The sequence below is a fragment of the Gynuella sp. genome (assembly GCF_050297175.1).
In the GTDB taxonomy this organism is placed as follows: Bacteria; Pseudomonadota; Gammaproteobacteria; order Pseudomonadales; family Natronospirillaceae; genus Gynuella.
Genome location: NZ_JBNKSF010000027.1, coordinates 167,252 through 190,119, shown reverse-complemented (window position 1 = coordinate 190,119; position 22,868 = coordinate 167,252). Strand labels below are relative to the sequence as shown.

General features: G+C 48.3%; 21 protein-coding genes. 15 read left to right on the top strand and 6 right to left on the bottom strand.

The window, feature by feature from the left end:
* Nucleotides 1-173: 173 nt before the first annotated feature.
* The gene (locus ACQY6I_RS10655; RefSeq protein WP_428241471.1) at nt 174-545 is read right to left on the bottom strand and encodes a DUF4404 family protein; all 372 of its coding nucleotides are present in this window, start codon (nt 543-545) and stop codon (nt 174-176) included.
* Between the two features lie 206 nt (nt 546-751).
* Between ACQY6I_RS10655 and ACQY6I_RS10650 the strand changes: the two genes are divergently transcribed.
* The 7 genes from ACQY6I_RS10650 (at nt 752) to rapA (ending at nt 9,475) form a co-directional block, all read left to right on the top strand.
* Complete coding sequence (locus tag ACQY6I_RS10650) at nt 752-2,908, top strand: YgiQ family radical SAM protein (RefSeq protein WP_428241470.1); 2,157 nt, start codon at nt 752-754, stop codon at nt 2,906-2,908.
* 305 nt (nt 2,909-3,213) lie between these two features.
* Nucleotides 3,214-4,377 carry a GGDEF domain-containing protein gene (locus ACQY6I_RS10645; RefSeq protein WP_428241469.1) on the top strand — a complete coding sequence of 388 codons (1,164 nt, stop codon included), beginning with the start codon at nt 3,214-3,216 and terminating at the stop codon, nt 4,375-4,377.
* A complete protein-coding gene (locus ACQY6I_RS10640; protein ID WP_428241468.1) occupies nt 4,352-4,900 on the top strand; it encodes a YaeQ family protein in 549 nt (182 codons plus the stop codon). Before ACQY6I_RS10645 ends, ACQY6I_RS10640 begins: the two co-directional genes overlap by 26 nt.
* 71 nt (nt 4,901-4,971) lie before the next feature.
* Complete coding sequence (locus tag ACQY6I_RS10635; protein ID WP_428241467.1) at nt 4,972-5,286, top strand: YbjQ family protein; 315 nt, start codon at nt 4,972-4,974, stop codon at nt 5,284-5,286.
* A gap of 12 nt (nt 5,287-5,298) precedes the next feature.
* Entirely contained in the window at nt 5,299-5,757 is a 459-nt protein-coding gene (locus ACQY6I_RS10630) for a YbjQ family protein (RefSeq protein WP_428241553.1), read from the top strand.
* Nucleotides 5,758-6,585, top strand: a complete 828-nt coding sequence (locus tag ACQY6I_RS10625) for a M48 family metallopeptidase (RefSeq protein ID WP_428241466.1) — start codon at nt 5,758-5,760, stop codon at nt 6,583-6,585.
* A gap of 79 nt (nt 6,586-6,664) precedes the next feature.
* Nucleotides 6,665-9,475: an RNA polymerase-associated protein RapA gene (rapA, locus tag ACQY6I_RS10620; protein WP_428241465.1), complete on the top strand. Its 2,811-nt coding sequence runs from the start codon at nt 6,665-6,667 to the stop codon at nt 9,473-9,475.
* 53 nt (nt 9,476-9,528) lie between these two features.
* Here the strand turns inward: rapA and ACQY6I_RS10615 are convergent, their stop codons facing one another.
* Nucleotides 9,529-9,759, bottom strand: a complete 231-nt coding sequence (locus tag ACQY6I_RS10615) for a hypothetical protein (protein WP_428241464.1) — start codon at nt 9,757-9,759, stop codon at nt 9,529-9,531.
* A 268-nt stretch (nt 9,760-10,027) separates the two neighbouring features.
* Nucleotides 10,028-10,927, bottom strand: coding sequence for a pirin family protein (locus ACQY6I_RS10610; protein WP_428241463.1), 900 nt, complete (start codon nt 10,925-10,927; stop codon nt 10,028-10,030).
* Between the two features lie 270 nt (nt 10,928-11,197).
* Here ACQY6I_RS10610 and ACQY6I_RS10605 point away from each other — a divergent pair, with 270 nt between their 5' ends.
* Nucleotides 11,198-11,566, top strand: a complete 369-nt coding sequence (locus ACQY6I_RS10605; protein ID WP_428241462.1) for a VOC family protein — start codon at nt 11,198-11,200, stop codon at nt 11,564-11,566.
* A gap of 172 nt (nt 11,567-11,738) precedes the next feature.
* Here ACQY6I_RS10605 and ACQY6I_RS10600 read toward each other — a convergent pair whose 3' ends face one another.
* From ACQY6I_RS10600 to ACQY6I_RS10590, 3 genes are read right to left on the bottom strand one after another with little or no spacing between them, the layout of a single operon-like run.
* Nucleotides 11,739-11,981, bottom strand: a complete 243-nt coding sequence (locus ACQY6I_RS10600; RefSeq protein WP_428241461.1) for a hypothetical protein — start codon at nt 11,979-11,981, stop codon at nt 11,739-11,741.
* Nucleotides 11,978-13,390 carry a radical SAM protein gene (locus tag ACQY6I_RS10595; protein WP_428241460.1) on the bottom strand — a complete coding sequence of 471 codons (1,413 nt, stop codon included), beginning with the start codon at nt 13,388-13,390 and terminating at the stop codon, nt 11,978-11,980. Before ACQY6I_RS10595 ends, ACQY6I_RS10600 begins: the two co-directional genes overlap by 4 nt.
* Nucleotides 13,371-14,087, bottom strand: coding sequence for a prolipoprotein diacylglyceryl transferase family protein (locus ACQY6I_RS10590; protein ID WP_428241459.1), 717 nt, complete (start codon nt 14,085-14,087; stop codon nt 13,371-13,373). Before ACQY6I_RS10590 ends, ACQY6I_RS10595 begins: the two co-directional genes overlap by 20 nt.
* Nucleotides 14,088-14,370: 283 nt before the next feature.
* Here ACQY6I_RS10590 and ACQY6I_RS10585 point away from each other — a divergent pair, with 283 nt between their 5' ends.
* The 7 genes from ACQY6I_RS10585 (at nt 14,371) to ACQY6I_RS10555 (ending at nt 22,864) form a co-directional block, all read left to right on the top strand.
* Nucleotides 14,371-15,258 carry a Dyp-type peroxidase gene (locus tag ACQY6I_RS10585; protein WP_428241458.1) on the top strand — a complete coding sequence of 296 codons (888 nt, stop codon included), beginning with the start codon at nt 14,371-14,373 and terminating at the stop codon, nt 15,256-15,258.
* Between the two features lie 52 nt (nt 15,259-15,310).
* The gene (locus ACQY6I_RS10580) at nt 15,311-16,072 is read left to right on the top strand and encodes an ABC transporter permease (protein WP_428241457.1); all 762 of its coding nucleotides are present in this window, start codon (nt 15,311-15,313) and stop codon (nt 16,070-16,072) included.
* A gap of 16 nt (nt 16,073-16,088) precedes the next feature.
* Nucleotides 16,089-16,637, top strand: coding sequence for a GNAT family N-acetyltransferase (locus ACQY6I_RS10575; RefSeq protein ID WP_428241456.1), 549 nt, complete (start codon nt 16,089-16,091; stop codon nt 16,635-16,637).
* An 803-nt stretch (nt 16,638-17,440) separates the two neighbouring features.
* The gene (locus tag ACQY6I_RS10570; RefSeq protein WP_428241455.1) at nt 17,441-18,751 is read left to right on the top strand and encodes a nucleotide sugar dehydrogenase; all 1,311 of its coding nucleotides are present in this window, start codon (nt 17,441-17,443) and stop codon (nt 18,749-18,751) included.
* Between the two features lie 24 nt (nt 18,752-18,775).
* The gene (locus ACQY6I_RS10565) at nt 18,776-20,275 is read left to right on the top strand and encodes a glycosyltransferase family 2 protein (RefSeq protein WP_428241454.1); all 1,500 of its coding nucleotides are present in this window, start codon (nt 18,776-18,778) and stop codon (nt 20,273-20,275) included.
* A 31-nt stretch (nt 20,276-20,306) separates the two neighbouring features.
* Entirely contained in the window at nt 20,307-21,479 is a 1,173-nt protein-coding gene (locus ACQY6I_RS10560; RefSeq protein WP_428241453.1) for an alginate biosynthesis protein Alg44, read from the top strand.
* A gap of 17 nt (nt 21,480-21,496) precedes the next feature.
* Nucleotides 21,497-22,864: a hypothetical protein gene (locus ACQY6I_RS10555; RefSeq protein ID WP_428241452.1), complete on the top strand. Its 1,368-nt coding sequence runs from the start codon at nt 21,497-21,499 to the stop codon at nt 22,862-22,864.
* Nucleotides 22,865-22,868 lie beyond the last annotated feature (4 nt).

Genomic DNA, 22,868 nt, shown 5'->3' with positions numbered 1-22,868 from the left:
GAATTTACACTTGAATAAGTGTTTGACGTTTTACTGACAATAATATTCAGGATTGATAAATACGATTTGGAATAACGCGTGATGAAGTTGAAATAAAAAATATAACTGCGAGACATGATCACCGAACTTTTTTCAAAGTCACGGTGAAGATGTGTTCATGTCTGACAAACAGATCAGATACCCATGCCAGATAATGTGTCCAGTAGTTTTTTAACGACCAGTGTCGCTTTCGGATGATCGGCCTCAAGTTCTGTGATCAGCATTTCCAGAATATCGATGATTCCGGGTTCATCAGGATCCGGCTCTTCCTGGTTGTGAATATGATATTCCACCTTATCCATCAGATATTTTTGCTGCTCACTGATTTCGTCATTGCCAACGGTGTCTCTGAGCTTTTCGTACAGGCTGATCAGTTGATTCTCGCTCATGGCTTGCTCCTGATTATCGTTATGTTGTTGTGCTGTCCACAGAATAGCATCAAACGCTGCACTATAAGTGTCGCTGGTCACGATAAATTCTGCCAGTCGCCAGAGCCTGAACCACATGGCTTTTCCGCAGTTTTTCGAATTGTTTCAACATATTATGCAAAATGGGTCTGTGGTACCCGCGCCTGTTGTGCAGGTGGTTTCCAGTAGGCATTGTGATGAATCGTGAAAACCTGTGTTATTCCGAGTGCCATGCTTGGCTATAATTCAGTCAATGAGTACAATGCGCGGCCCCGAATTTCCCGCGACAGCTGAGTGGTCCTGTAATGACTGAACAACCCAAAGCCATATATTCCTACCGTAAATACTGGGCAGAGTGCTTCGGTGTTGCGCCATTCCTGCCGATGACCCGGGCCGAGATGGATCAATTGGGCTGGGACAGTTGCGATATCATCGTAGTGACGGGGGATGCATATGTAGATCATCCCAGTTTTGGCATGGCGGTGATTGGTCGGGTACTCGAAGCGCAGGGTTTTCGGGTGGGTATTCTGGCCCAACCGGACTGGACCGATAAAGCGTCGTTTCAGGCCTTGGGAAAGCCCAATCTGTTTTTCGGCGTCACGGCTGGAAACATGGATAGCATGATCAATCGCTATACGGCTGACAAACGCTATCGTCATGATGATGCTTATACTGCGGGCAACGTGTCTGGCAAACGGCCGGATCGTGCGGTGACTGTATACACGCAAAAGTGCAAAGAGGCCTATAGCGATGTTCCGGTGGTGATCGGCGGTATTGAGGCGAGTCTTCGGCGGCTGGCGCACTACGATTACTGGAGCGACAGTCTGCGTCGTTCGGTCCTGTCAGACAGCACTGCGGATATTCTGTTGTTCGGTAATGCTGAGCGTGCACTGATTGATATCGCTCACCGGGCGGCGGAAGGTGAATCCATCCGTGACATGACTGATATCCGGGGCACGGCCTTCCTGCGCAAACAAATGCCACAGGATTGGGAGGAAATCGATTCCACCCGTTTGGATGTGCCTGGACGGCTGATCAAAAAACCAAATCCGTATGCCATGGCTGATGAAACTGATAAGTCTGAGGTGGCTGAGAGCATTCAACGTAATCAAGGGGCAGAAGCAATTACTCTGATTCCCGACCTGAAAGCCCGTAAGAGTGATCCGCAGCGCAGTTATATTCGTCTGCCGGCATACGAGCAGGTTAAAAAAGACATGGCGTTGTATGCGCATCAGGATCGGATATTTCACAAGGAAACCAACCCAGGCAACGCCCGTGCACTGGTTCAGCGTCATGGTCGCAATGATATCTGGGTCAACCCGCCGCCAATTCCATTGACCACAGAAGAACTCGACTGGGTGTTTGAGATGCCTTATCAGCGGGTACCGCATCCCTGTTATGGTGATGCGAACATTCCTGCGTACGAGATGATTCGTTTCTCAGTCAACATCATGCGAGGTTGTTTTGGTGGTTGTACCTTCTGTTCGATCACCGAACATGAAGGGCGAATGATTCAGAGTCGTTCAGAGCAGTCCATTCTGACCGAGATTGAGAATATACGTGATAAAACCCCCGGCTTTACCGGCATGATTTCTGACTTGGGTGGACCGACAGCCAACATGTATCGGCTGAACTGCAAGAGTAAGGAGGTTGAAGAAAATTGCCGGCGTCTGAGCTGCGTGTATCCGACCATCTGCAGCAATCTGAACACGGACCACAGCCATACCACTCAGCTGTATCGAAAGGCGCGGGCGATTTCCGGCGTGAAAAAGATCGCCATCGCTTCTGGCCTGCGTTATGACTTGGCCGTGGAGGATCCAGAATATGTGCGTGAGCTGGTGACGCATCATGTCGGTGGATACCTGAAGATTGCTCCGGAGCATTCAGAAACCGGGCCTTTGAGTAAAATGATGAAGCCCGGCATGGGTACCTATGATCGTTTTAAGGCGATGTTTGAACGGTTCTCCAGAGAGGCTGGTAAAGAGCAGTATCTGATTCCGTATTTTATTTCTGCACATCCGGGCTCGACGGATGAAGACATGATGAATCTGGCTCTGTGGCTGAAACAAAACAAGTTTCGGGTGGATCAGGTACAGAACTTTTATCCATCACCAATGGCCACAGCCAGTACTATGTACATTACTGAAATGAATCCGCTTAAGCCGGTCAAGTCTGCTGGCAATGAGTTTGTATTCAGTGCCAAAACCAAGGAACAGCGACGTTTGCACAAAGCTTTTCTACGCTATCATGATCCGGATAACTGGCCGGTTTTACGTCAGGCGCTTAAGCGGATGGGCAAAGCTCATTTGATTGGTCGTGGCAAAATGCATCTGGTTCCTCCAGAATCCGGCCGGGAAAAAGATCGCCTGCGTCAGCAAACAAAAAGAACCGGTTATCAGCATGCTCGAACCCAACATACTGGGTTACCGCGTAACCCAAAATCCCGCCAAAGCCGACATTAATGACAACGAAGGTTGCCAAATTGGTATCAACCTGAAATTATTATCTTGATAATTAAATGGGCCGTATTGAGCCACGGAGCTGTCGCCTGTCAAATTTCGAGAATTTTGGGTTGATTGGTTTGTTTCGATCTTCTTAAAGCTCTGAAATGATTTGACCTTGTGACAGCGACTATATTGACTGGTCGTTGTTGTTGATTCGTTCAGGCAGGCATTATTTCTGCTAGCCCGATGCTAATCGTTCGGACCGCGGTCATTGGGATTGACTCGTTTTATTGATCCCGATATGGATGGGGATGCTATTGAGCATGGCATTTAGTCAGTTATTTAAGGAACGATCAGATCAGGATTTCGTGCAGCGGACCAGAGCAGGTGTGCTGATTTATGTTGTTGCGTATCCGTTACTGGTTTTCTCTACTGATGTTTATTATCAGAATATCTATTTTTGCGTCACATTATTTATTCTGATGGTCAGTATTTCGGTCGTCAGACTATCGTTGGCGCAGCTCCTGTCAAAACCTTTTTATCATCAACGCCAACAGTTTTGGAGATATCTGATACTGGGTTTTGCTCTTTCCCACGCGATCTGTTGGAGCGTTGTTTTTGTTAAGTTTGTGGCTGATCCACGTTTTGAGAGCGTCAGCTTTACCATGTTATTGGGGCTGGTTGCCATTGTCAGTGGATCAACCAATACGTTGATTCCCAAGGGAAACTTTTTTCATCTCTATGTTGCAATATTAATGGCACCGATGCTGTTGATGTTGTTGATCCGAGATTTCCATCTCAGTCTGATATTGATCATGTTGTGTTTCTGGATATACAGCTATTTTCTGGGCAATCAGATTTATCGTGAGTATGTAAATTCATTCAAATCAGAATATGAAGCCAGTAAAAACAAGGAAGCTTTGGAGGCGCTCAGCAAAACAGACTCGTTGACAGGTATTTTTAATCGACATCATTTCAACGAAAGTGTTGAGCAGCAATGGCGCGTGTGTATGCGCAACCGTTATCCGCTCTCATTGATCATGATGGATGTCGATCACTTCAAGCGAATTAATGACACTCATGGGCACATTCTGGGAGACGATTGTTTGGTACATGTGGCTGGTATCGTCAAACACGTGGTTAAGCGCAGTACTGATATTGTTACCCGTTATGGCGGAGAGGAATTTGCCATCATTCTGCCAGGCGCTTCGATTTTACATGCGTGTGAAATTGCCGAAAAAATCCGTCAGGAAGTGGAAAATACTCCGTTTGTGTCAAATCAGCATATTCTCCCGGTAACTGTCAGTTGTGGCGTCAGTTCCCATGTTCCAGACAAAACTTCCAGTGTCCTGGAGCTGCTGGCCAATGCCGATACAGCATTGTATCTGGCTAAAAATACTGGCCGTAACCGAGTAGAATCTCATAACAATCATTACCCCGGGATGGATGACGGAAATACACATGGCACTCAACGCGACGATTTATAAAGTTAATTTGAATATTGCAGATCTTGACCGGCAATATTTTGCCGATCATGCATTGACTCTGGCTCAGCACCCTTCTGAAACCGACCTGCGATTGATGGTCCGGATTCTGGCATATGGTTTTGAGGCAGAAGAACACTTGAGCTTTGGTCGTGGGATCAGCACTGCAGACGAACCGGATATGTGGCAGAAGAGTCTGACCGGAGACATAGAGCATTGGATCGATGTCGGACTGCCATCACTGGAACGACTCAAGAAAGCCTGTGGGCGAAGCCGGCGGGTGACGGTTTATGCATACGGTGACCGTCAGGCGCCAATATGGTTTGAGCAGATTAAAAACGAATTACCGCGATTTGATACGCTAACGGTTTATTCATTTTCAAATCAGTCGGTACAATCATTGCTGCCTTCACTGTCTCGGGTGACTCAGTTGCAAATGACCATTCAGGATCAGGAAGCATTAGTTAGCTCGGAAAAAGTATCGGTGACTGTGATCAGGGACATATTATTTGCATCAGACAGATAGTGTGGAATTGGCAGTCCTGAACATCCGCCGTATATTGGCGATGCCAATTTCATTCAATCAGGAAGATTCTTATGTTGCTCAGTAATATCGAAATCATTCCCGGACGCAGGGTGCTCAAACATCTTGGTCTGGTGCAAGGCAGTACCGTCAGAGCCAAGCATGTTGGTCGGGACATAATGGCCAGTGTCAAAAATGTCTTTGGTGGTGAACTTAAGGGATACACTGAACTACTCGAAGACAGTCGAAATGAAGCCATCGAGCGCATGACGCAACAGGCCCAGGCAATTGGTGCCAATGCAATACTCAATATTCGTTTCTCCACCTCATCGGTGGCACAGGGCGCAGCTGAACTGTTTGTCTATGGTACAGCCGTTGTGCTTGAGTAGCGTGCCATGGAAATGCTATTGAACATACTGGTCCTACTGACGCTACTCATACTCGGCTATGGTTTTGGACGTTACGCCGAACGCAAACATTATCGTCATATCATTGCGAAGGAACAGGAACTTGCCCATATCCTGGTGTTTCCCGAGCGCATTCCACCCCCTCAGCTTGCAGGTAACCATAGTGCACTGGTTACCGGAAGTGTGGTGATTTCAGTGGATTACTTTAAACGTTTTATCGCTGTACTGAGGATGCTGATTGGTGGTCGTTTGAGCAGCTATGAATCATTGCTGGACCGTGGACGGCGTGAAGCCATTATTCGGGTAAAACAGCAGGCGGCGGATATGAATGCCAAGGCGGTATTCAATCTGAAACTGGAAACAGCCTCGATCAGCAAAGGGCAGGGAAATACCATCGGTTCAGTTGAGATATTGGCGTATGGAACGGCAATGATTGATCAAATCTCGTCATAAATGAGCTACGAAAACCCGAAAATACCAGAAGGTATTAACGTCAGTAAGCAACAACCGTTGTTGGAATTTGTGCAACTGACCGTCATGGTGTTTGGAGGGATTGCGCTGGTGCTGGCATTGTTGATGGTCAGCGCCGGTTACCTGGCCAAGTTTCTGCCATTTTCCTGGGAAGTCCGGCTGGCTCATAATCTTCGTTTGGAGCAGTTGTCAGACAGCGATGAGCACTACCCGCTGCGACAGCAGGCATTGCAGCAGCTGAGCGATACATTGACGGCTGCTATGGATTTCAACGATACCCTGAGTGTTTCGCCCCACTGGCTTGAATCCGAACAGATGAATGCGTTTGCGACTCTGGGCGGACAGGTTTTTCTCTTCTCCGAACTGGTCAAAAAGCTGGATTCTGAACAGGCTCTGGCCATGGTGCTGGCGCATGAAATAGCCCATGTTCGGTTACGTCATCCGATTCGTAATCTGGCCGGCGGAGCTACTGTGCAACTGGCGCTGGCGCTATTGGGGAATCAGCAGGGGTTGAACTCAGTCGGGGCTCTGGGGGTCATGGGTTACAGTCGCCGTCAGGAACAGGAAGCAGACATTCTGGCTCTGACGACGGTGCAACGGGTATATGGTAATGTCAGTGGAGCGCTGGATTTTTACCAACAGATGACGGTATTGCACGCAGAACCGCCAGAATGGCTATCGACCCATCCGGCGACAGCCGATAGAATCAAAATTCTTACTGAGTTGATCAGAGAGCGTCATTGGCTGGTTGAGAATGAACTCAAGTTGCCGATGCCCGACGTTTATTTTTCTGAGTCAACGAGAAAATAATCATTAAACAAGGTAGAATCCGCGCCCGCTTTTAGTTGGCGAACAACAAGCCACCAAGAATACAGCTTGAGGAATACCTATGAATTTTTCAGTTGGTCAGCGCTGGGCCAGTAATACTGAACCCCAGTTAGGCCTGGGTCTCATCACTGATGTATCCGGACGTCGAATTACCGTTCGCTTTCCGGCCGCCGAAGAAGAACGCACCTACGCAGCTGACACAGCCCCGCTTAGTCGCATTCAATATTCCCCTGGAGATCAGATCAGCAATCAGGATGGCGAAACCTTTACCGTCATTGAGGTAAATGAGTTGCGCGGTATTCTGATTTATCTCGCAGTGGATGGTAGTGGCGAAGAGATACAGATCCCAGAACTCGATTTGAATGCCTTTGTACAGTTTACTCATCCACACCAGCGGTTTTTTGGTGGCCAGTTGGATCGTAATAAGGAATATGAACTGCGGGTGGATACGCTGAATCATCAGCACCGGCTGCAGCAGTCGCCGGTTCGTGGTTTGATGGGCAGCCGTACCAGTCTGTTACCCCACCAGGTTTACATTGCCAGTGAAGTGGCCAGCCGTTATGCCCCCAGAGTATTGCTGGCCGATGAAGTCGGGCTCGGAAAAACCATTGAAGCCGGTATGATCATTCATCAGCAGCTTCACACCGGGTTGGCCAGTCGGGTGTTGATCCTGCTGCCCACGAGTCTCGTGCATCAGTGGCTGGTAGAGATGCTGCGGCGTTTCAATATGAGTTTCGCGGTGTTCAATCAGGAACGCATGGAAGCAATGGAGGAAACTGCCAGCGGTAATCCATTTGAAACCGAGCAGCGAATTATTGTCGATATTGATTTCTTCCAGCAGAGCATGGTTGCCCGACAACTGGCGCTGGATGCCGAATGGGATCTGGTGGTCGTTGATGAAGCACACCATCTGGCTTGGAGTGAGACTGAAGTCAGCCCTGAATACCTGTTTGTGGAACAGCTGGCGCAGCAGAGTAAAGGCCTGTTGCTGTTAACGGCCACCCCAGAGCAGATTGGTATCGAAGGCCATTTTGCCCGTCTGCGGTTGCTCGATCCGGCACGTTTCCACAGCCTGGACGCCTTCCGGCAGGAAGCTGATCGTTATGGTCAGCTCAATGAACTGGTGAAACAGGTGGTGGCAGCAGAAACTCCGAATGAGGAGTTGCGTATCCAGCTGCGGGAGTATCTTGGAGATGAAATGGATGCTGATACCTTTGACAGTGATCAGGTCATCCGCCATCTGTTGGATCGCCATGGTACCGGCCGGGTGCTGTTCCGTAACACCAGGGCCGCAATCAAAGGTTTCCCTCAGCGTTGCCTGAATGCCTATCCTCTGCCACAGCCAGACATCTATAAGGGTATTGACGGGCAGTTGGCGTTGTATCCCGAAACGCTGGTAGAAGAAGAGCAATGGATTGATGATGATCCCAGAGTCGAATGGCTGGTTGAGCATTTGAAAGCCCTTAAAGGCCATAAAGTACTGGTGATCTGCCACAATGCTGCCACTGCACTGGCACTGGACAAATATCTCACGTTACGGGTCGGTATCCGGTCGGCATCTTTTTATGAAGGACTATCGATTATCGAGCGTGACCGTGCGGCAGCCTATTTTGCCGATCAGGACCAGGGTGCCCAAACGCTCATCTGTTCTGAAATCGGTAGTGAAGGTCGCAACTTCCAGTTTGCTCATCATCTGGTGTTGTTCGATTTGCCGTTGAATCCCGATCTGTTGGAACAGCGCATCGGGCGGTTGGATCGTATTGGTCAGCAGCATGATATTCAGATTCATGTACCGTATTTGCTTGAAACCGCTCAGGAGAGTCTGTATCGCTGGTTCCACGAAGGTATCAACCTGTTTCAGCAAAGCTGCTCAGCCGGCTACATGATTTTCCAGAAATTTCAGCAGCCGCTGGAGGCGTTGTTGTTGTCTGGTAATCAGGCCAATCTGGATCATTTGATTCAGGATACCCGCACTTTTACCGAAGCTACGCTTGAGGAATTACACAACGGACGCGACCAGCTGTTGGAACGTAACAGTTGCGATATGAGCGTGGCCAATGATTTGATCGAGCGAATTCAGCAGGAAGAACAAAGCGATACTTTGTTTGAGTATATGGAATCCCTGTTTGATAACTTTGGCCTGGATGTTGAGGACCACTCTGAACATGCGTTGGTGATTACTCCCAGCGACAACATGCGTACCCAACATTTTCCCGGACTGAAAGATGAAGGCAATACCGTGACCTTTGATCGGCAACGGGCTCTGAGTCGTGAGGATATGGACTATCTGACTTGGGAACATCCCATGGTCTATGAAAATATGGACGTTATCATTTCCTCCGAACTCGGTAATGCCAACCTGGCGCAGATGAGTCTGGCGGCATTACCCGCAGGTACGTTGTTGTTGGAAGCCTGGTATTGCATGCACTCTGCAGCACCGGGTTATTTGCAGTTGGAGCGTTATCTGCCGCTGAGTCCGACCCGGTACCTGATCGATCCTTCCGGTAAAAACCTCAGTGCAGCGGTGGGCTATGAGAAACTGGCGGAGTTGTGTGAACCGATCCGTAAACAGATGGCCTTGCAGGTGATTCCTCAGATTAGAGGACAGGTCGAACAAATGTTGCAACATGCCCAGCATTTTGCGGCTGAATACCAGCAGCTGCTACAGCAGCAGGCTCTGGAGCAGATGAGCAGTGGTCTGGAGGAAGAGCGTAACCGGTTGGTTGCGTTGCGGGAGGTCAATCCCAATATTCGCCAGGATGAAATTGATCATCTGATGCACAGAATGGCTGAAAGCAAAGTCTATATTGAGAAGTCAGTGCTTGAGCTACAGGCTCTCAGGGTGGTTATTAATAGCGGTGGTAAAAAATAACACGCAATAAAAAAGGGGCATCCTGCCCCTTTTTTAACCTGATGAATCAGGTCTTAAGCTTTTTTCTTCTCGCGAAGAACCAACAAGATGCCGCCCATCAGCGCAACCACGGCAGCAGCACCACCCAGGTTTATTTCGGGCACAGAAATGGTGTCGCCGGCACCTGGGCTCTGGTTGTCACCAGACTGTTGATCATCATTGTCATGAAAATGGAACCACAAAGACCCCATCGCCATCGAAGTTGATGACATTGTCATCATCCCTAATACAACTGCAAATGCCATACAAAGTTTTTTCATGATTTCATTCACTCTAAAAGTAGTGTCAGACTGTTAAAAATTCGTCGAACTACAATATCTGTAAGATAGTAGTCTCTACTCCTTTAGTATGAGCAGAAAATGTGCCATTTTGAGAAATATCAATAAAATCAATAAGTTACTAAAAACACAAATATTGACTGTATGATTTTTCGACACATTTTTTTTCGTTATTGAGATTTATGTCACATTTTTGTTCGAAAATCGCTCGAAATCAATCAAAAAAAACAAAGATCTATTTTTCTTCTATCTGGCCATTTGCATGTTTGGCAAACCGGCCCTGATGACCATGGGTGTGTTCATGGTCAGGCCAGGGCCAGCCGCCAAATTGAGTTTGCTGATATTCTTGAAAGGTTTGACGAATTTCAGCTTCAGTATTCATCACAAATGGGCCATATTGAACGACAGGTTCGGCAATGGGTTTGCCTTGTAACAATACCAGACGAGCCTCACCATCACCGTTTTTCAAAGTAACCGGCTGATCTGATGCCAAGTGTATGCCATGCTCTGCATCTATATTCTGACCTGCCAGACTCATATCTACCCCCTGATAGAAATAAAGTATCCGGTTAAGACCGGCTTCATCGGCCGGTAGCACCCACTCAGCGCCTGGAGCCAGCTTAATGGTCCAGACCGCTATACGGCTGGAGCTGTCATAAGCCCAGCTTTCCGGTGGCGGGGCAACGGCACTGACTCCGTCGTAACCACCTGCAATAATATCTATGCTAATGAGGCGACCCTGATCATCAGTCACTTCAACCTTGGGGATCTCTTCGCGCCATAACATTTTGAAATGAGGTTCACACATTTTGCTGCGCGCTGGCAGGTTTAGCCAGATCTGGAATAATTCCAAAGGGTTGGGTTTGTTGGCATAAACACACGGGAACATTTCTGAATGTTGAACGCCTTTACCTGCAGTCATCCATTGGGTGTCACCGCCGCCGTAACGGCCAGCTGCCCCCATAGAATCAGAGTGATCCACCAGTCCTTCCGTGACGACTGTAATGGTTTCGAAACCACGGTGGGGGTGGGCGGGAAAGCCGGCAACCTGCTGCCCGTGGTACATGCGCCAGCCATCTTTAAGGGTAAAATCCTGACCGATATTCCGGCCTTTCAAAGATGCATCCGGGCCCATCTGTGAGTTGCCTGCAGGGTATTGGTCTTTATGGTGTGCGCAAAATAAAAAAGGGTCTAACGTAGGCCACTGGAAGTCTAAAGGAAAAATCTGTTTGATTGCAGATGACATCACTGCTACCTCTTATTGAACAATTGTTGTGAATCATATCATTAATATACATCCGTAACTAAGCGTCGACTGAGTGGACTGCTGACAGTTTCTGACAATTTACTTTTCTAAACTGTAGTCTGTCTTCAGATGTTTATCAGTCAGAAATAGGAGAGGATCATGATTATCGACCATATAGGCGTATCCATTTCAAATTACCAGAAAAGCAAAACCTTTTATTGCCAGTGTCTGGCACCTCTGAATATTGAAAAAGTTATGGAAGTGCAGGGCTGGTGTGGTCTTGGTACGAATGGTAAGCCGGAATTCTGGTTTGGCGAAGGTGAGCAGCCCAATGCTCCCATGCACATTGCTTTCACTGCTGAAAACCGTAAGGCTGTCGACGAATTTTACAATGCGGCGCTGGCGGCCGGAGGTAAAGATAATGGCGCTCCAGGAATTCGGGAAATATATCATCCTAACTATTATGGTGCGTTTGTGATTGATCCGGATGGTCACAATATCGAAGCGGTATGTCATAAACCCGAATAAATGCTGTAACTGAGACCGCACATGTTTCCGGTTGTTTTTAGAAGCGTGCGGTGTTCAGACGAATATTCGTATCTATCAACATTATTTTGAATAACAGCGTAAACGATATGATTTTGATAATCATGAAAACTATTTGATTGTCGTTCTGATGTGGCCTGGCTGAATCAATGGTTTATGAGTTAGGCGGTTCATTGGAGTGACTGCGCTTGGAAATATATCTACTGATTATGATCAGCAGTACACACCCGATAAATGGCACACCGCCAACCAGCAAAAACAATGACACATAACGTTGAGATTCCGGGCCGCCGGATAAACCTTCAAATACAAAAAATAGTGTACAGCCTCCGGTAAAAACGGCCCCCAACCAACCCACTGTCAGCATGAGTCCCAACAAAAAAGTTCGTAATGTCATGATGGCCTCCTGAGCTGCCTGCGTAATCTGTCGACTTGACCGTTACGGTACAGCGTATTGTATGTATCAAACGGAATGATCTGACCATCACGAGTGACAAAATGAATACAGGATCGTTTTACATTGCCTACACAAAAATTGTAGCGGTCCAGAAACTGTACGATGGTGATGCGAAAAATATTTTCATAACTCAGATTCTCTAATGCCGGAATTTTGGGTAGACAGCATAACAGTGACTCCATTCGTTCACTGGTATTGAGTTCACCGCTGGAGAGAGAGAACAACTCGATGACTTTTGCTTTTAACAGGCTGTTTTTTTCGAAGGATACGGCATTGGGCACATCCTGGATCAGATCCTCTTTGGGAAACAATGACGTTACCGGAGTAATACGCTGTTGGTCACGTATGGCATACGCAATAGAAATGGATTCCGGATTGCAGGGCAGTGGAATGATATCCCCGGGCTCAAAATGATGTGATTGCTGGTATATCGCACGGCGGATATCCGAGAGTAGAAAACGGTCTTTGTTTTTATCAAAATTGTCATTGCGCCCGCTGTCCTGAATCGGCTGAAAGGTGATTCCGCGAATACATTTAAACTGCAGGGCATAATCGATGATGGCGCCGATTTCCTCATCATTGACGCCCTTCTTGACGGTGACGACCAGAGTGGTGGAAATATTGAATTTTTCGAGATTTTCCAGTGCCTGTTGCCGGCATGAGCGCAGATCGACACCGCGCAGGTTTTGCAGCGCGGTTTTTTGCAACGAATCAAATTGCAGATACACTTCAAAACCCGGTTTGAAATCCGCCAGTGCGGCAACGAATTCCAGGTCGTTGGCAATGCGAACGCCATTGGTATTGATCATCAAATGTCGAATGGGTTTGCGTTTGGCCAATGCCAGGATATCCAGAATCTGTGGATGGATGGTGGGCTCGCCACCACTAATCTGCAGCACATCCGGTTCACCTTCACTGGCGACCAGCGTATCCATCATGAATTCGATATCACTCAGCGGCAAATGACGTTTGCGTGCCGGGGATGAATCAGCAAAACAGACTGGGCAGTTCAGATTGCATTCCTCATTGATTTCGATCAGCGCCAGACAGCTGTGTTGTTCATGGTCCGGACACAGACCGCAATCCAGTGGGCAGCCATATTCCGTGCGGGATTGGAACTGCAATGGTCGGTCGCCGGGTTTGATGTAATCCTTGCATTGTTTGAAGTACGCAACATCTGTGGACACCTTGGTTTTCTGCACGCCATGTTCCGGACACCGTTTTTGATAGAAGACATTCTCGCCCTCTAGCAGAATTTTGGCAGGCACCAGGGTCAGGCATTGTTCGCACAGGGATAACGTCTGGCCATAAAAAAGATACGGTGTTTGTTTACGTTGTTCGATAGCCATTTCTAACCCTCAGACTCATGATGACACTATAGATGATCAATAACAGGCAGACGATGTGAAAGAGATTCAGATTGCCAAGAACAGCGGCATACGGCTTGAGAAATTCCCACAAAAACCGTTGGCCGCCATAAAATCCGACACACATATAATAGCCGTAATGGATGATCAACTGTGATCGGACCTTAAGCATCAATACAACAAACAGCAGCAACATCAGCATAGACAGGCTTTCATAGAGCTGGACCGGATGGCGCTGCATGCCATCACCAAAATCGACGCCCCATGGCAGAGTGGTTGGAGTGCCGTAGGTGTGATCTTCAAGGCCGGAAAAAAAACATCCCAGGCGACCCACGATGACCAGGATACAAAAAGGAATGACATACATGTATCCGGTCGATCCCCGAGTTCCACGTTGGATCTTGTAAAGCTCGACCGTCAGAGTGGCCCCTAGCAATGCGCCTACAATGCTGCGGCCAACACTTGATACTCCGGAGAGATACAGATTAGCGCTGCCCAGCACAAATGAGCCAGTCATACTTCCCAGACTCAGAGCTACGAAGTAACCCGCACCGACAGTTGCTGCCGTCTTGGTCATCGGGGATTTTAACTTCCAGCGCATGCTGGCAAAACCGGCGCCAATGGCCAGTACCAGAGCCAGGCAGTCAAACACAAAGTGGGGTGAGAGTAGTTGAAGCATAGATGTGTCGCGGTTCCTTATTATTCACTCGGCTGCAATAGATCGTCCGGATCTCTTTGGTGGACACCCCCCGAAATTGGGATGGGTTGCCAATAGTACCCCTTATTGAAGCATGATTGAGGTGACTGACAAAGATGCTGATCAAAAGCAGAGGATCGTCGTGGTACGGAACAACCCGCCAGTTGATTTGGCGCAGCTGACTATCGGTAAGGTGTTTGCCGGGCTGACGTCGGTAAAGTGGCTGTGTTTTAATAGGCACTATTGTTGAGACACAGGAATATAGATGATGACCACTCCTTTTCAGCCTGGCATCCTGGAGGAAATTCCCGCAGCGGGCTGTTTCCTGTTTGCTGATCTGCTTGATGTCCAGCAGTGGGACAAACTCCGATCGGCACTTGAGCAGCTGATTGACGGGCACGGTATAGTTCTGGGAGTAGGCTCCAAACTGCTGAAAGCCCTGGGAAAAGCACCGGAAGGCATGCAGGAGTTCCCTGATTTTCAGCATCCGGCTGCCAAGCGCAGGGACTATGATCTTTGGTTCTGGTTGCGGGCAGAAGATCCGGGAGCGCTCCATCATTTGCTCAGAATGTTGCTCAATGCAACCGAGGAATTTATCACCGTCAAAGTACAGTATCAGGCTTTCCGGTATCAGGACGGGCGCGATCTCAGTGGATATCTGGATGGTACCGAAAATCCAACCGGTGCTGACGCTGAGGCGGCTGCATTTGTGACCTCATCGGATCAGACTCAGAATGGTGCCAGTCTGGTGACTGTGCAGCCCTGGGTCCATGAGCTGGACTACTTCAAGTCGCTGCCGCAGAACGAACAGGATGATACCTTTGGCCGCCGTCTCGCGGACAATGAAGAGTTCGAGGACAGCCCGGCTTCCGCTCATGTCAAACGCACTGCCCAGGAAAGCTTTGACCCGGAATCCTTTATGCTGCGACGCTCAATGCCGTGGACAGATCACTGTAATGAGGCTGGCCTGGTGTTCGTCTCGTTTGTCGATGACTTCGCCAAGTTCAATCGCATGTTTGAGCGTATGTTGGGACTGGACGATGGTATCGAAGACGGCCTGTTTAGTTTTTCCATGCCACTATTCGGGATTAACTTCTGGTGTCCGCCCGTCACTGAAAATGGTCGCATCAACCTGCAGTTTTTGCGAGACTGATCCCTCAATAAAGTCCGGCTGTTGATCGGACATTGGATTTGAGGGGAAGCACATGAATTTCTATTCCATCCGCGCCATTTATAAATTCGAAATGGCGCGTACCTGGCGTACTGTATTACAGAGTATCGCCACTCCGGTGATTTCCACATCGTTGTATTTTGTAGTGTTTGGTTCGGCTATTGGGTCCAGAATGGTGGAGATTGAAGGTGTCAGCTATGGTGCCTTTATTATTCCGGGGCTGGTGATGCTGACGTTGTTGATGCAAAGTATTTCCAATGCCTCCTTCGGTATCTACATGCCGAAATTTTCGGGCACCATCTACGAGGTGTTGTCTGCCCCAATTTCCTATATAGAGATTATCATTGGCTACGTCGGTGCCGCTGCCTCCAAGTCCGTCATTCTTGGGTCCATCATCTTGCTGACCGCCCGGTTGTTTGTGGATTACCACATTGAGCATCCCATTTGGATGCTTACCTTTCTGGTACTGACTGCTATCACTTTCAGTTTTCTCGGATTCATTATTGGCATATGGGCTGATGGCTTCGAAAAACTGCAAATTGTGCCGATGATGATTGTGACACCACTGACTTTTTTGGGTGGAACCTTTTATTCGATTGATATGCTGCCTCCGTTTTGGCAAAAAGTGACTCTGTTAAATCCGGTGGTGTATCTGGTCAGCGGTTTTCGCTGGAGTTTTTACGGCCTCGCTGATGTCAACGTTGGCATCAGTCTGATGATGGTATCCGTCTTCCTGCTACTGTTCCTTACTATCATCTGGTGGATATTCAAAACCGGTTACAAGCTGAAAAACTGATACAGAGGTAGACAATATGTTATTTGCTATGAACAAGGATGTATCGATACAACCCGCCAGTCTGGAGTTCGCCCGAGCTCTTTATGAGTTGATCGATGCTGACCGGGCGTATCTGGGACAATGGATGAGCTGGGTGGAGATGACCCAGCGGATCGAAGATACCATCAGCTATATTCAACTGGGGATGGAACAGCATCGCAAAGGCATTGGTGCCCTGTATATGGTGTTTTGTCGTCAGCATCTGTGTGGGATGATTTCGTTTAATCGTATTGAAAAAAACAATTGTTTTGGGCTGGCTGGTTATTGGCTGGCTGAAGAATTTTGTGGTAAAGGCATCATGACCACTGCGCTCAGGCAGTTGATTGGAATCGGTTTTGATGAGTTTAAATTGAATAAAATCGAAGTGCGTTGTGCGGTCGGGAATGACCGCAGTCAGGCGATTCCGGAACGATTGGGGTTTCATTTCGATGGTATTTTGCGGGAAAACGAATATTTGAACGGTGTTTTCGTTGATCACAAGGTGTATTCAATATTGCGTCGGGAATACCCTTCTTCTCATTCTTAAAGCTGATCTCCTTTCCCTCACACATCTTCGCGCGGAAAAATCACGTTAATTATCTGCTCGAATGTGTGATGCGATTCACCCGGTTTCCTAGGCACACTTACCAATTATCGCAATTTTCTGTCTATAAAAAGACATCAAAGTGAAAAGGGTGGCAGATGTGTCTGGTATTGGCGACAGTATTTTTCAGAAAGCCAGGAAAAATCACCTATATATTGCACGGAAATGATCGTAGCTCGTTGTTTTAACTAGGATGATCCTCATTTTTCAATTCTGTCGTTAAATGGCGACAGCTGATTTTTACCAGAGAAGCGGCTCGACTTCATTCATGTGACGCAGTTGTGAAAGTGGCCGGTATTGTGTCTGCTATGAACAGTGCTTATGTTTTTCCGCTATTCATGAATTTTTGTTAATTGAATTGGTATATATGGTAACCGTTTACCGGTAGATGTTTTCTAGGTTGCTTGCAGAGTGAAAAAACCTGCTTTTTAAGTAAATAAAGTATCTTAAATGTCCTTTTTTTTAATAATAGTATGATGATAATTATTTTGATTTGTCGATATTCTTAACATGTTGTTAAATGCACCGTTATGTGTACTTGTAAATAAATAATTGTATCTTTTATGTCCTGTTTTGGTTGTTGTTTTGATACGTGTCTCATTGAAACAAATTAACCTGTCACAAATTTTCTATCCAAACTGAAAAACTTCATGGCATGGTTGATGCCTTGTCCTACTGCTGGAACATGCTGGCATCAATTGGCAGTCATGTACTGACGCCCGTATTTGGAAGTGTAGGAGAATCACATGCATATCAGTATTTTTGGTTTGGGCTATGTAGGAGCTGTGTGTACTGCTGCACTCGCTTCACGCGGTCACAAAGTAGTTGGTGTAGATGTATCAAAGGACAAAATCGCACTGATCAATCAGGGCAAGTCGCCAATTGTCGAACCTGGGCTTGAAGCGCTGCTGGCGGCAGGTGTCAACAATGGTCTGATTCAGGGGACCACCGATGTGGCGGCGGCCATCGCTGATACTTCTGTTAGCATGATTTGCGTGGGTACACCGAGCAAGCGCAATGGCGATCTGGAATTGAATTACATCGAATCCGTGTGCCGTGATATTGGTATCGCATTACGTGATAAACAAGAACGCCATGTGGTAGTGGTTCGTAGCACAGTATTACCGGGAACGGTCATGAATGTCGTCAAACCAATTCTGGAAGACTGTTCAGGCAAGCAGGCAGGCGTAGATTTCGGTCTGGCCACCAATCCGGAATTTCTCCGTGAAAGTACGGCTATTCACGATTATGACTATCCTCCGATGACAGTAATTGGGGAGCTCGACAGCGCTTCTGGCGATGTCCTTGATGAAATTTACCGGGATCTGCCGGCACCAGTTATTCGCAAACCGATTGAAGTGGCTGAAATGATCAAATACAGCTGCAATGTCTGGCATGCGACCAAAGTCAGTTTTGCCAACGAAATCGGCAATATCGCCAAGGCACTTGGTGTTGATGGCCGTGATGTTATGGATGTTGTGTGTCAGGACAGCAAACTGAATATTTCCAAATACTACATGCGTCCCGGTTTTGCCTTTGGTGGTTCCTGTTTGCCCAAAGATGTCCGTGCTCTGACGTATCGGGCTGCCCAGATGGATGTTAAAAATCCGTTATTGTCCTCCATCATGGAAAGTAATGCTTATCAGGTTAACCATGCCTACAATCTGATCAATTCCTATGATAAACGCAAAGTACTGATGCTGGGATTGAGTTTCAAGGCTGGTACAGATGACCTGCGCGAAAGCCCTCTGGTAGAACTTGCGGAAGTATTGATCGGCAAAGGCTATCAGCTCAAGATCTTTGACCGCAATGTCGAATATGCCCGTATGCACGGTGCCAACAAAGAGTATATCAATCACCACATCCCCCATGTGTCTTCACTGCTGACTGCAGATCTTGACGAAGCGATCGCTGAAGCAGAAGTGATCGTGATCGGTAACTCCGATGATGTCTTTCAACAAGTACTGGCACGCGTCCCGGAACAAAAAAATGTGTTGGATCTGGTGGGCTTTATGTCCAGCAAATCCAGCGCCAACCTGGAAGGAATCTGTTGGTAAATAATCCAATGACGGAGACATACCATGCAGCATGATGCTGTAGAACAGAAATCAATGGGCCAGGCGATCAGAGAGCTTTCTTATTGGCTGCTGTATCTCAGTGGCCTGGGATTGCTTGCCACTCTGGTGCCCGCAGATATCTTTAATCCCGGTTCAGCGCATTTTATTTTTCTGATCGGTGCGGTTGGTGTCTGGCGTTATGGGGTTGGGTTTACCCATTTTATCCGTGGAATGATTTTCCTGTATTGGCTCTATCCGCGCTGTCGTAAACGCGCCGCCGCGCTGGGAAAAGAAGCGGCACCCTCCCATGTGTATCTGATGGTCACCAGCTTCAGAATAGACGCCAAAACCACGGCGATGGTATACGACTCCGTCATCCGTGAAGCCATTGCCACCGGATGGCCGACGACGGTGGTGTGCTCGATTGTTGAAGTATCCGATGAAATGCTGGTTAGAGCATTGTGGAAAAAACACATGCCGCCAGCAAGAGTGCATCTTAAGTTTGTTCGTATTCCTGGTACTGGCAAGCGTGACGGACTGGCCTACGGTTTCCGTGCTATTTCCCGTTCGCTGCCGGATGCCGATGCCATTGTTGCTGTGGTGGACGGTGATACGGTTCTTGCGCCAGGCGTGGTGGCGACGGTTGCACCGTATTTCCGGCTGTTTCCGAATATGGGGGCGCTGACCACCAATGAATTTTGTGAGGTTCAGGGCAGCTATGTCATGTCTGAGTGGCATAAGCTGCGTTTTGCCCAGCGCCACATCAATATGTGTTCAATGGCTCTTTCCAATAGGGTGTTAACTTTGACTGGCCGTATGTCGGTGTTCAGAGCCGGAGTAGTGACGTCAAAGGAGTTTATTGAAGATGTTGAGCAGGACCACCTGAAACACTGGCGACTGGGAACCTTTAAGTTTCTGACCGGTGATGACAAGTCCAGCTGGTTCAGCCTGATGCGTATGGGATATGACACCTGGTACGTTCCCGATGCCGTCATCAACACAGTTGAGCATCCACCCGATCCGCGTTTCCTGGTGGCCAGTCGCAAATTGATGTATCGGTGGTATGGCAACAATCTGCGGCAGAACAGTCGTGCCACCCGTCTTGGGCCAAGCCGGCTGGGTTGGTTTACCTATTACGTGGTGTGGGATCAGCGGATCTCCATGTGGACCAGCATACTGGGTTTGTCCGCAGCAATAGTTGCCAGTCTGAAGTTATCCATCAGTTATCTCATGGTGTATCTGCTGTGGATCGGTCTGACCCGTTTGGTGCTGACGTTTATGTTGACAGCTTCACGACATCACGTAGGTCCGTTATACCCGCTGATTCTCTATTACAACCAGATCGTGGGATCGTTGATGAAAATATACGTTGTATTTCGTCTCGATCAACAAAGCTGGACCCGCCAGCCAACCAAATCGGGTCACGTTAATAATTTCCATGGCTGGTTCAATCAATGGTCCACCCGACTCGTGACTTTTTCATCGGTCAGTATTTTTCTGGCCATTGTATTTGCGCTGGTCTGAAAGCAAACAGAATTACCTAAAGGAAGTGATTATGACAACGGCAGAGAACCTGAATATCGTCCATGAATCTGAGGCGCAACGGCAATATGCCCGTGTGCGGATGCCAGTGGAACTAGAGATGATTGCCGCAGTTCAGGGCAAAAACAACCAATTTTCCATGCGTCGATTCAAAGTACAGGATATTTCCGCCGGTGGATTCAGTATTCGTTGTCAGCCTCACGAGTTTGCAAATGGCCGATTGTTTAAAGGCACTCTCAAGATCAATGTCGATGGTTTTATGCTCAGCCTGAATGCCAGCTTTATGGTACGTAGTGTGCAGGAACAGAGTGGCCGAATCGGTTTTGAGTTTCAGGAACTTGGACCCAAGGAAATTTCTGCATTGCGTTACCTGATTACCGCCTACCTCAGTGGCGATCTGGTCAATACCGGTGACATGTTGAATACGCTGTCCCGTGAAAACTTCACTAAAGCACGAAAAAATTCCGTTCAAAAGATATCTATTGGAAACAAGGTTAAGGCCATTAGCGGCACTCTGGTCATTCTTATGGCTGGCCTGGGTGCCGCTATTTTTGTCGCTGTACAGTTATACAACACCTTCTTTGTGACGACTTCTCAGGCTGCTGAACTGGTGGCTGAGACTTATCACGTAAATATGCCTAAAGACGGCATGGTTAAACCGTTGATCGACTCTGAAAGTGTCGTCAAGCGTGGACAGCCCATCGCCACATTCGAGACCCCGGTACTGGACTTTATGAACAGTGAGCTGGGTGGTGCCATCGATTCGGAACGGCTGGCCAGTCTGACTGGATCCTCGGTTAAAGGAACCTTAATGAGTCCTTGCGACTGTGTGCTGGCAAAATCCTATATTGCCGATGGTCAGTATCTTCCCAAAGGTGCTGAAGTGTTTGAATTAAGTGTCGAAAATGCCCGTCCATTTGTCAGTGCGCAATTTGCATTTGCAGACAGTGACGATCTGGCACCTGGAGATCAGGTACAAGTCCGTATTGGCGGTAATCAGCACGTGTACGATGGTGTTATTCGTCAGATCAGTGTTCGGCAGGCGAATGGTGTGTCCGAGGCGCTGATTGATGCTCAAATCGAGCTTCAACAGGCTCCCGGTTATGAGGACATTGGTCGTCCGGTCACAGTGACCAAGGGAGCTTTGATGTCATTTCTGACCGTTAGTCAGCAAACGGAATCCTGAACGGGAAGATGGTTAAGATGAGCGAACGATCATTGCGTAGTCTGACCGGCCTGGTTGCCCTGGTGTTGTTACTGGGAGGCTGTGCCAATGTCGCTGACATGGAAATGGCGGATCGGGCCATGGCTGCCGGAAGTGCAGACGAAGCTGCCAAACATTATCGTACACTGGCGAAATTCGGAGTGCCGGAAGCACAGATCAAACTGGCTGACTATCTGGTGGAACGAGGCCAATGGCAAGCGGCCGAACAATGGTACCTGGCAGCCGAAAAGTCGGGCGATAACCGTGCCTGGGGCCGTTTGGGACAGTTATATCAGCGTCACGCACAAGGGCGTTTGACGGTGGCGGAGGCCGCAGCGCGTCAGTTTGAACAGGCGGCTGCCCTCGGCGATGACTCTGTTGCCGATAATCTGCTGGAGCTGTATCTGGACTTTCCGTCATTGCCCCGTTATGCCGGTCTGGGACCGTTAATAGAGCAACGAATGAACCGCGGGGATGCTGGCAGCCGTTACCTGTTGGTTCGCTATTATCAGTTTAATGGTCAGGAGCAGGCGCGCAGGAAAGATATTGTCCGGTTATGCCGTGAAGCACTGGATGTGGTCTACGATTGTTATCCACTACTGGCTGATTTATTTGAGCGTTATCCGGATCTGGGCCAACCGGCGGACTTGCAGCAACATATGCAGGCCCGTTGGCAGCAGCAACAGCTCGAGGCATCTGATGCATGGAAATTTGCCCGCTGGTTTATTGCTTCCGAGCGTACTACGCCGCAACCGCAAATCAGTATGCAGCTACTGAAGATGATCGATCAGGAATATCCACGAGCTTTGTCTCTGGAAGCGGATTTGATGCGGAAGAACCCTGCGTTGGGCAATACAGCAGAACTGTTGTCTGTTCTTCAGCGTGGGCGTGAACAAGGGTCTGCCGAAGCAGAATATATGACCGGGCTGATCTATTTCGAAGGTCGGCTGGTGGCTGCGGATCCCAAAATGGCGGAGCAGCATCTGCTGGAAGCCAGCGATGAAGTCCCTCAGGCACATTTTTATCTTGGCCGTATGTATCGACTGGGCTATCTCGGTCGTGCCAACCCCCAGAAGGCTGTTCAGCATTATCTGCTGGCTGGCCGTCGTGGTTCGGCCAAAGCGTATTTTGAACTTTCCCGTTATTTTTTGGATGGCGTCGGTATTGGCCGAAACATGACCTATGCCTACGGCTTCGCACAACTATCGTCAGAAGCCGGATATCAACGGGCAACCACATTGTTGCATGAGATCAGTGGCGGTATTTCCGGAGACATTGTGGTGGAAGGCCAGAAAGTTGCCGAACGTGAAAAGCAGGCCATGCAGACATCCGTGCTGTTGCAAACCGCCAACGGCGGACAGGAGTAACAAT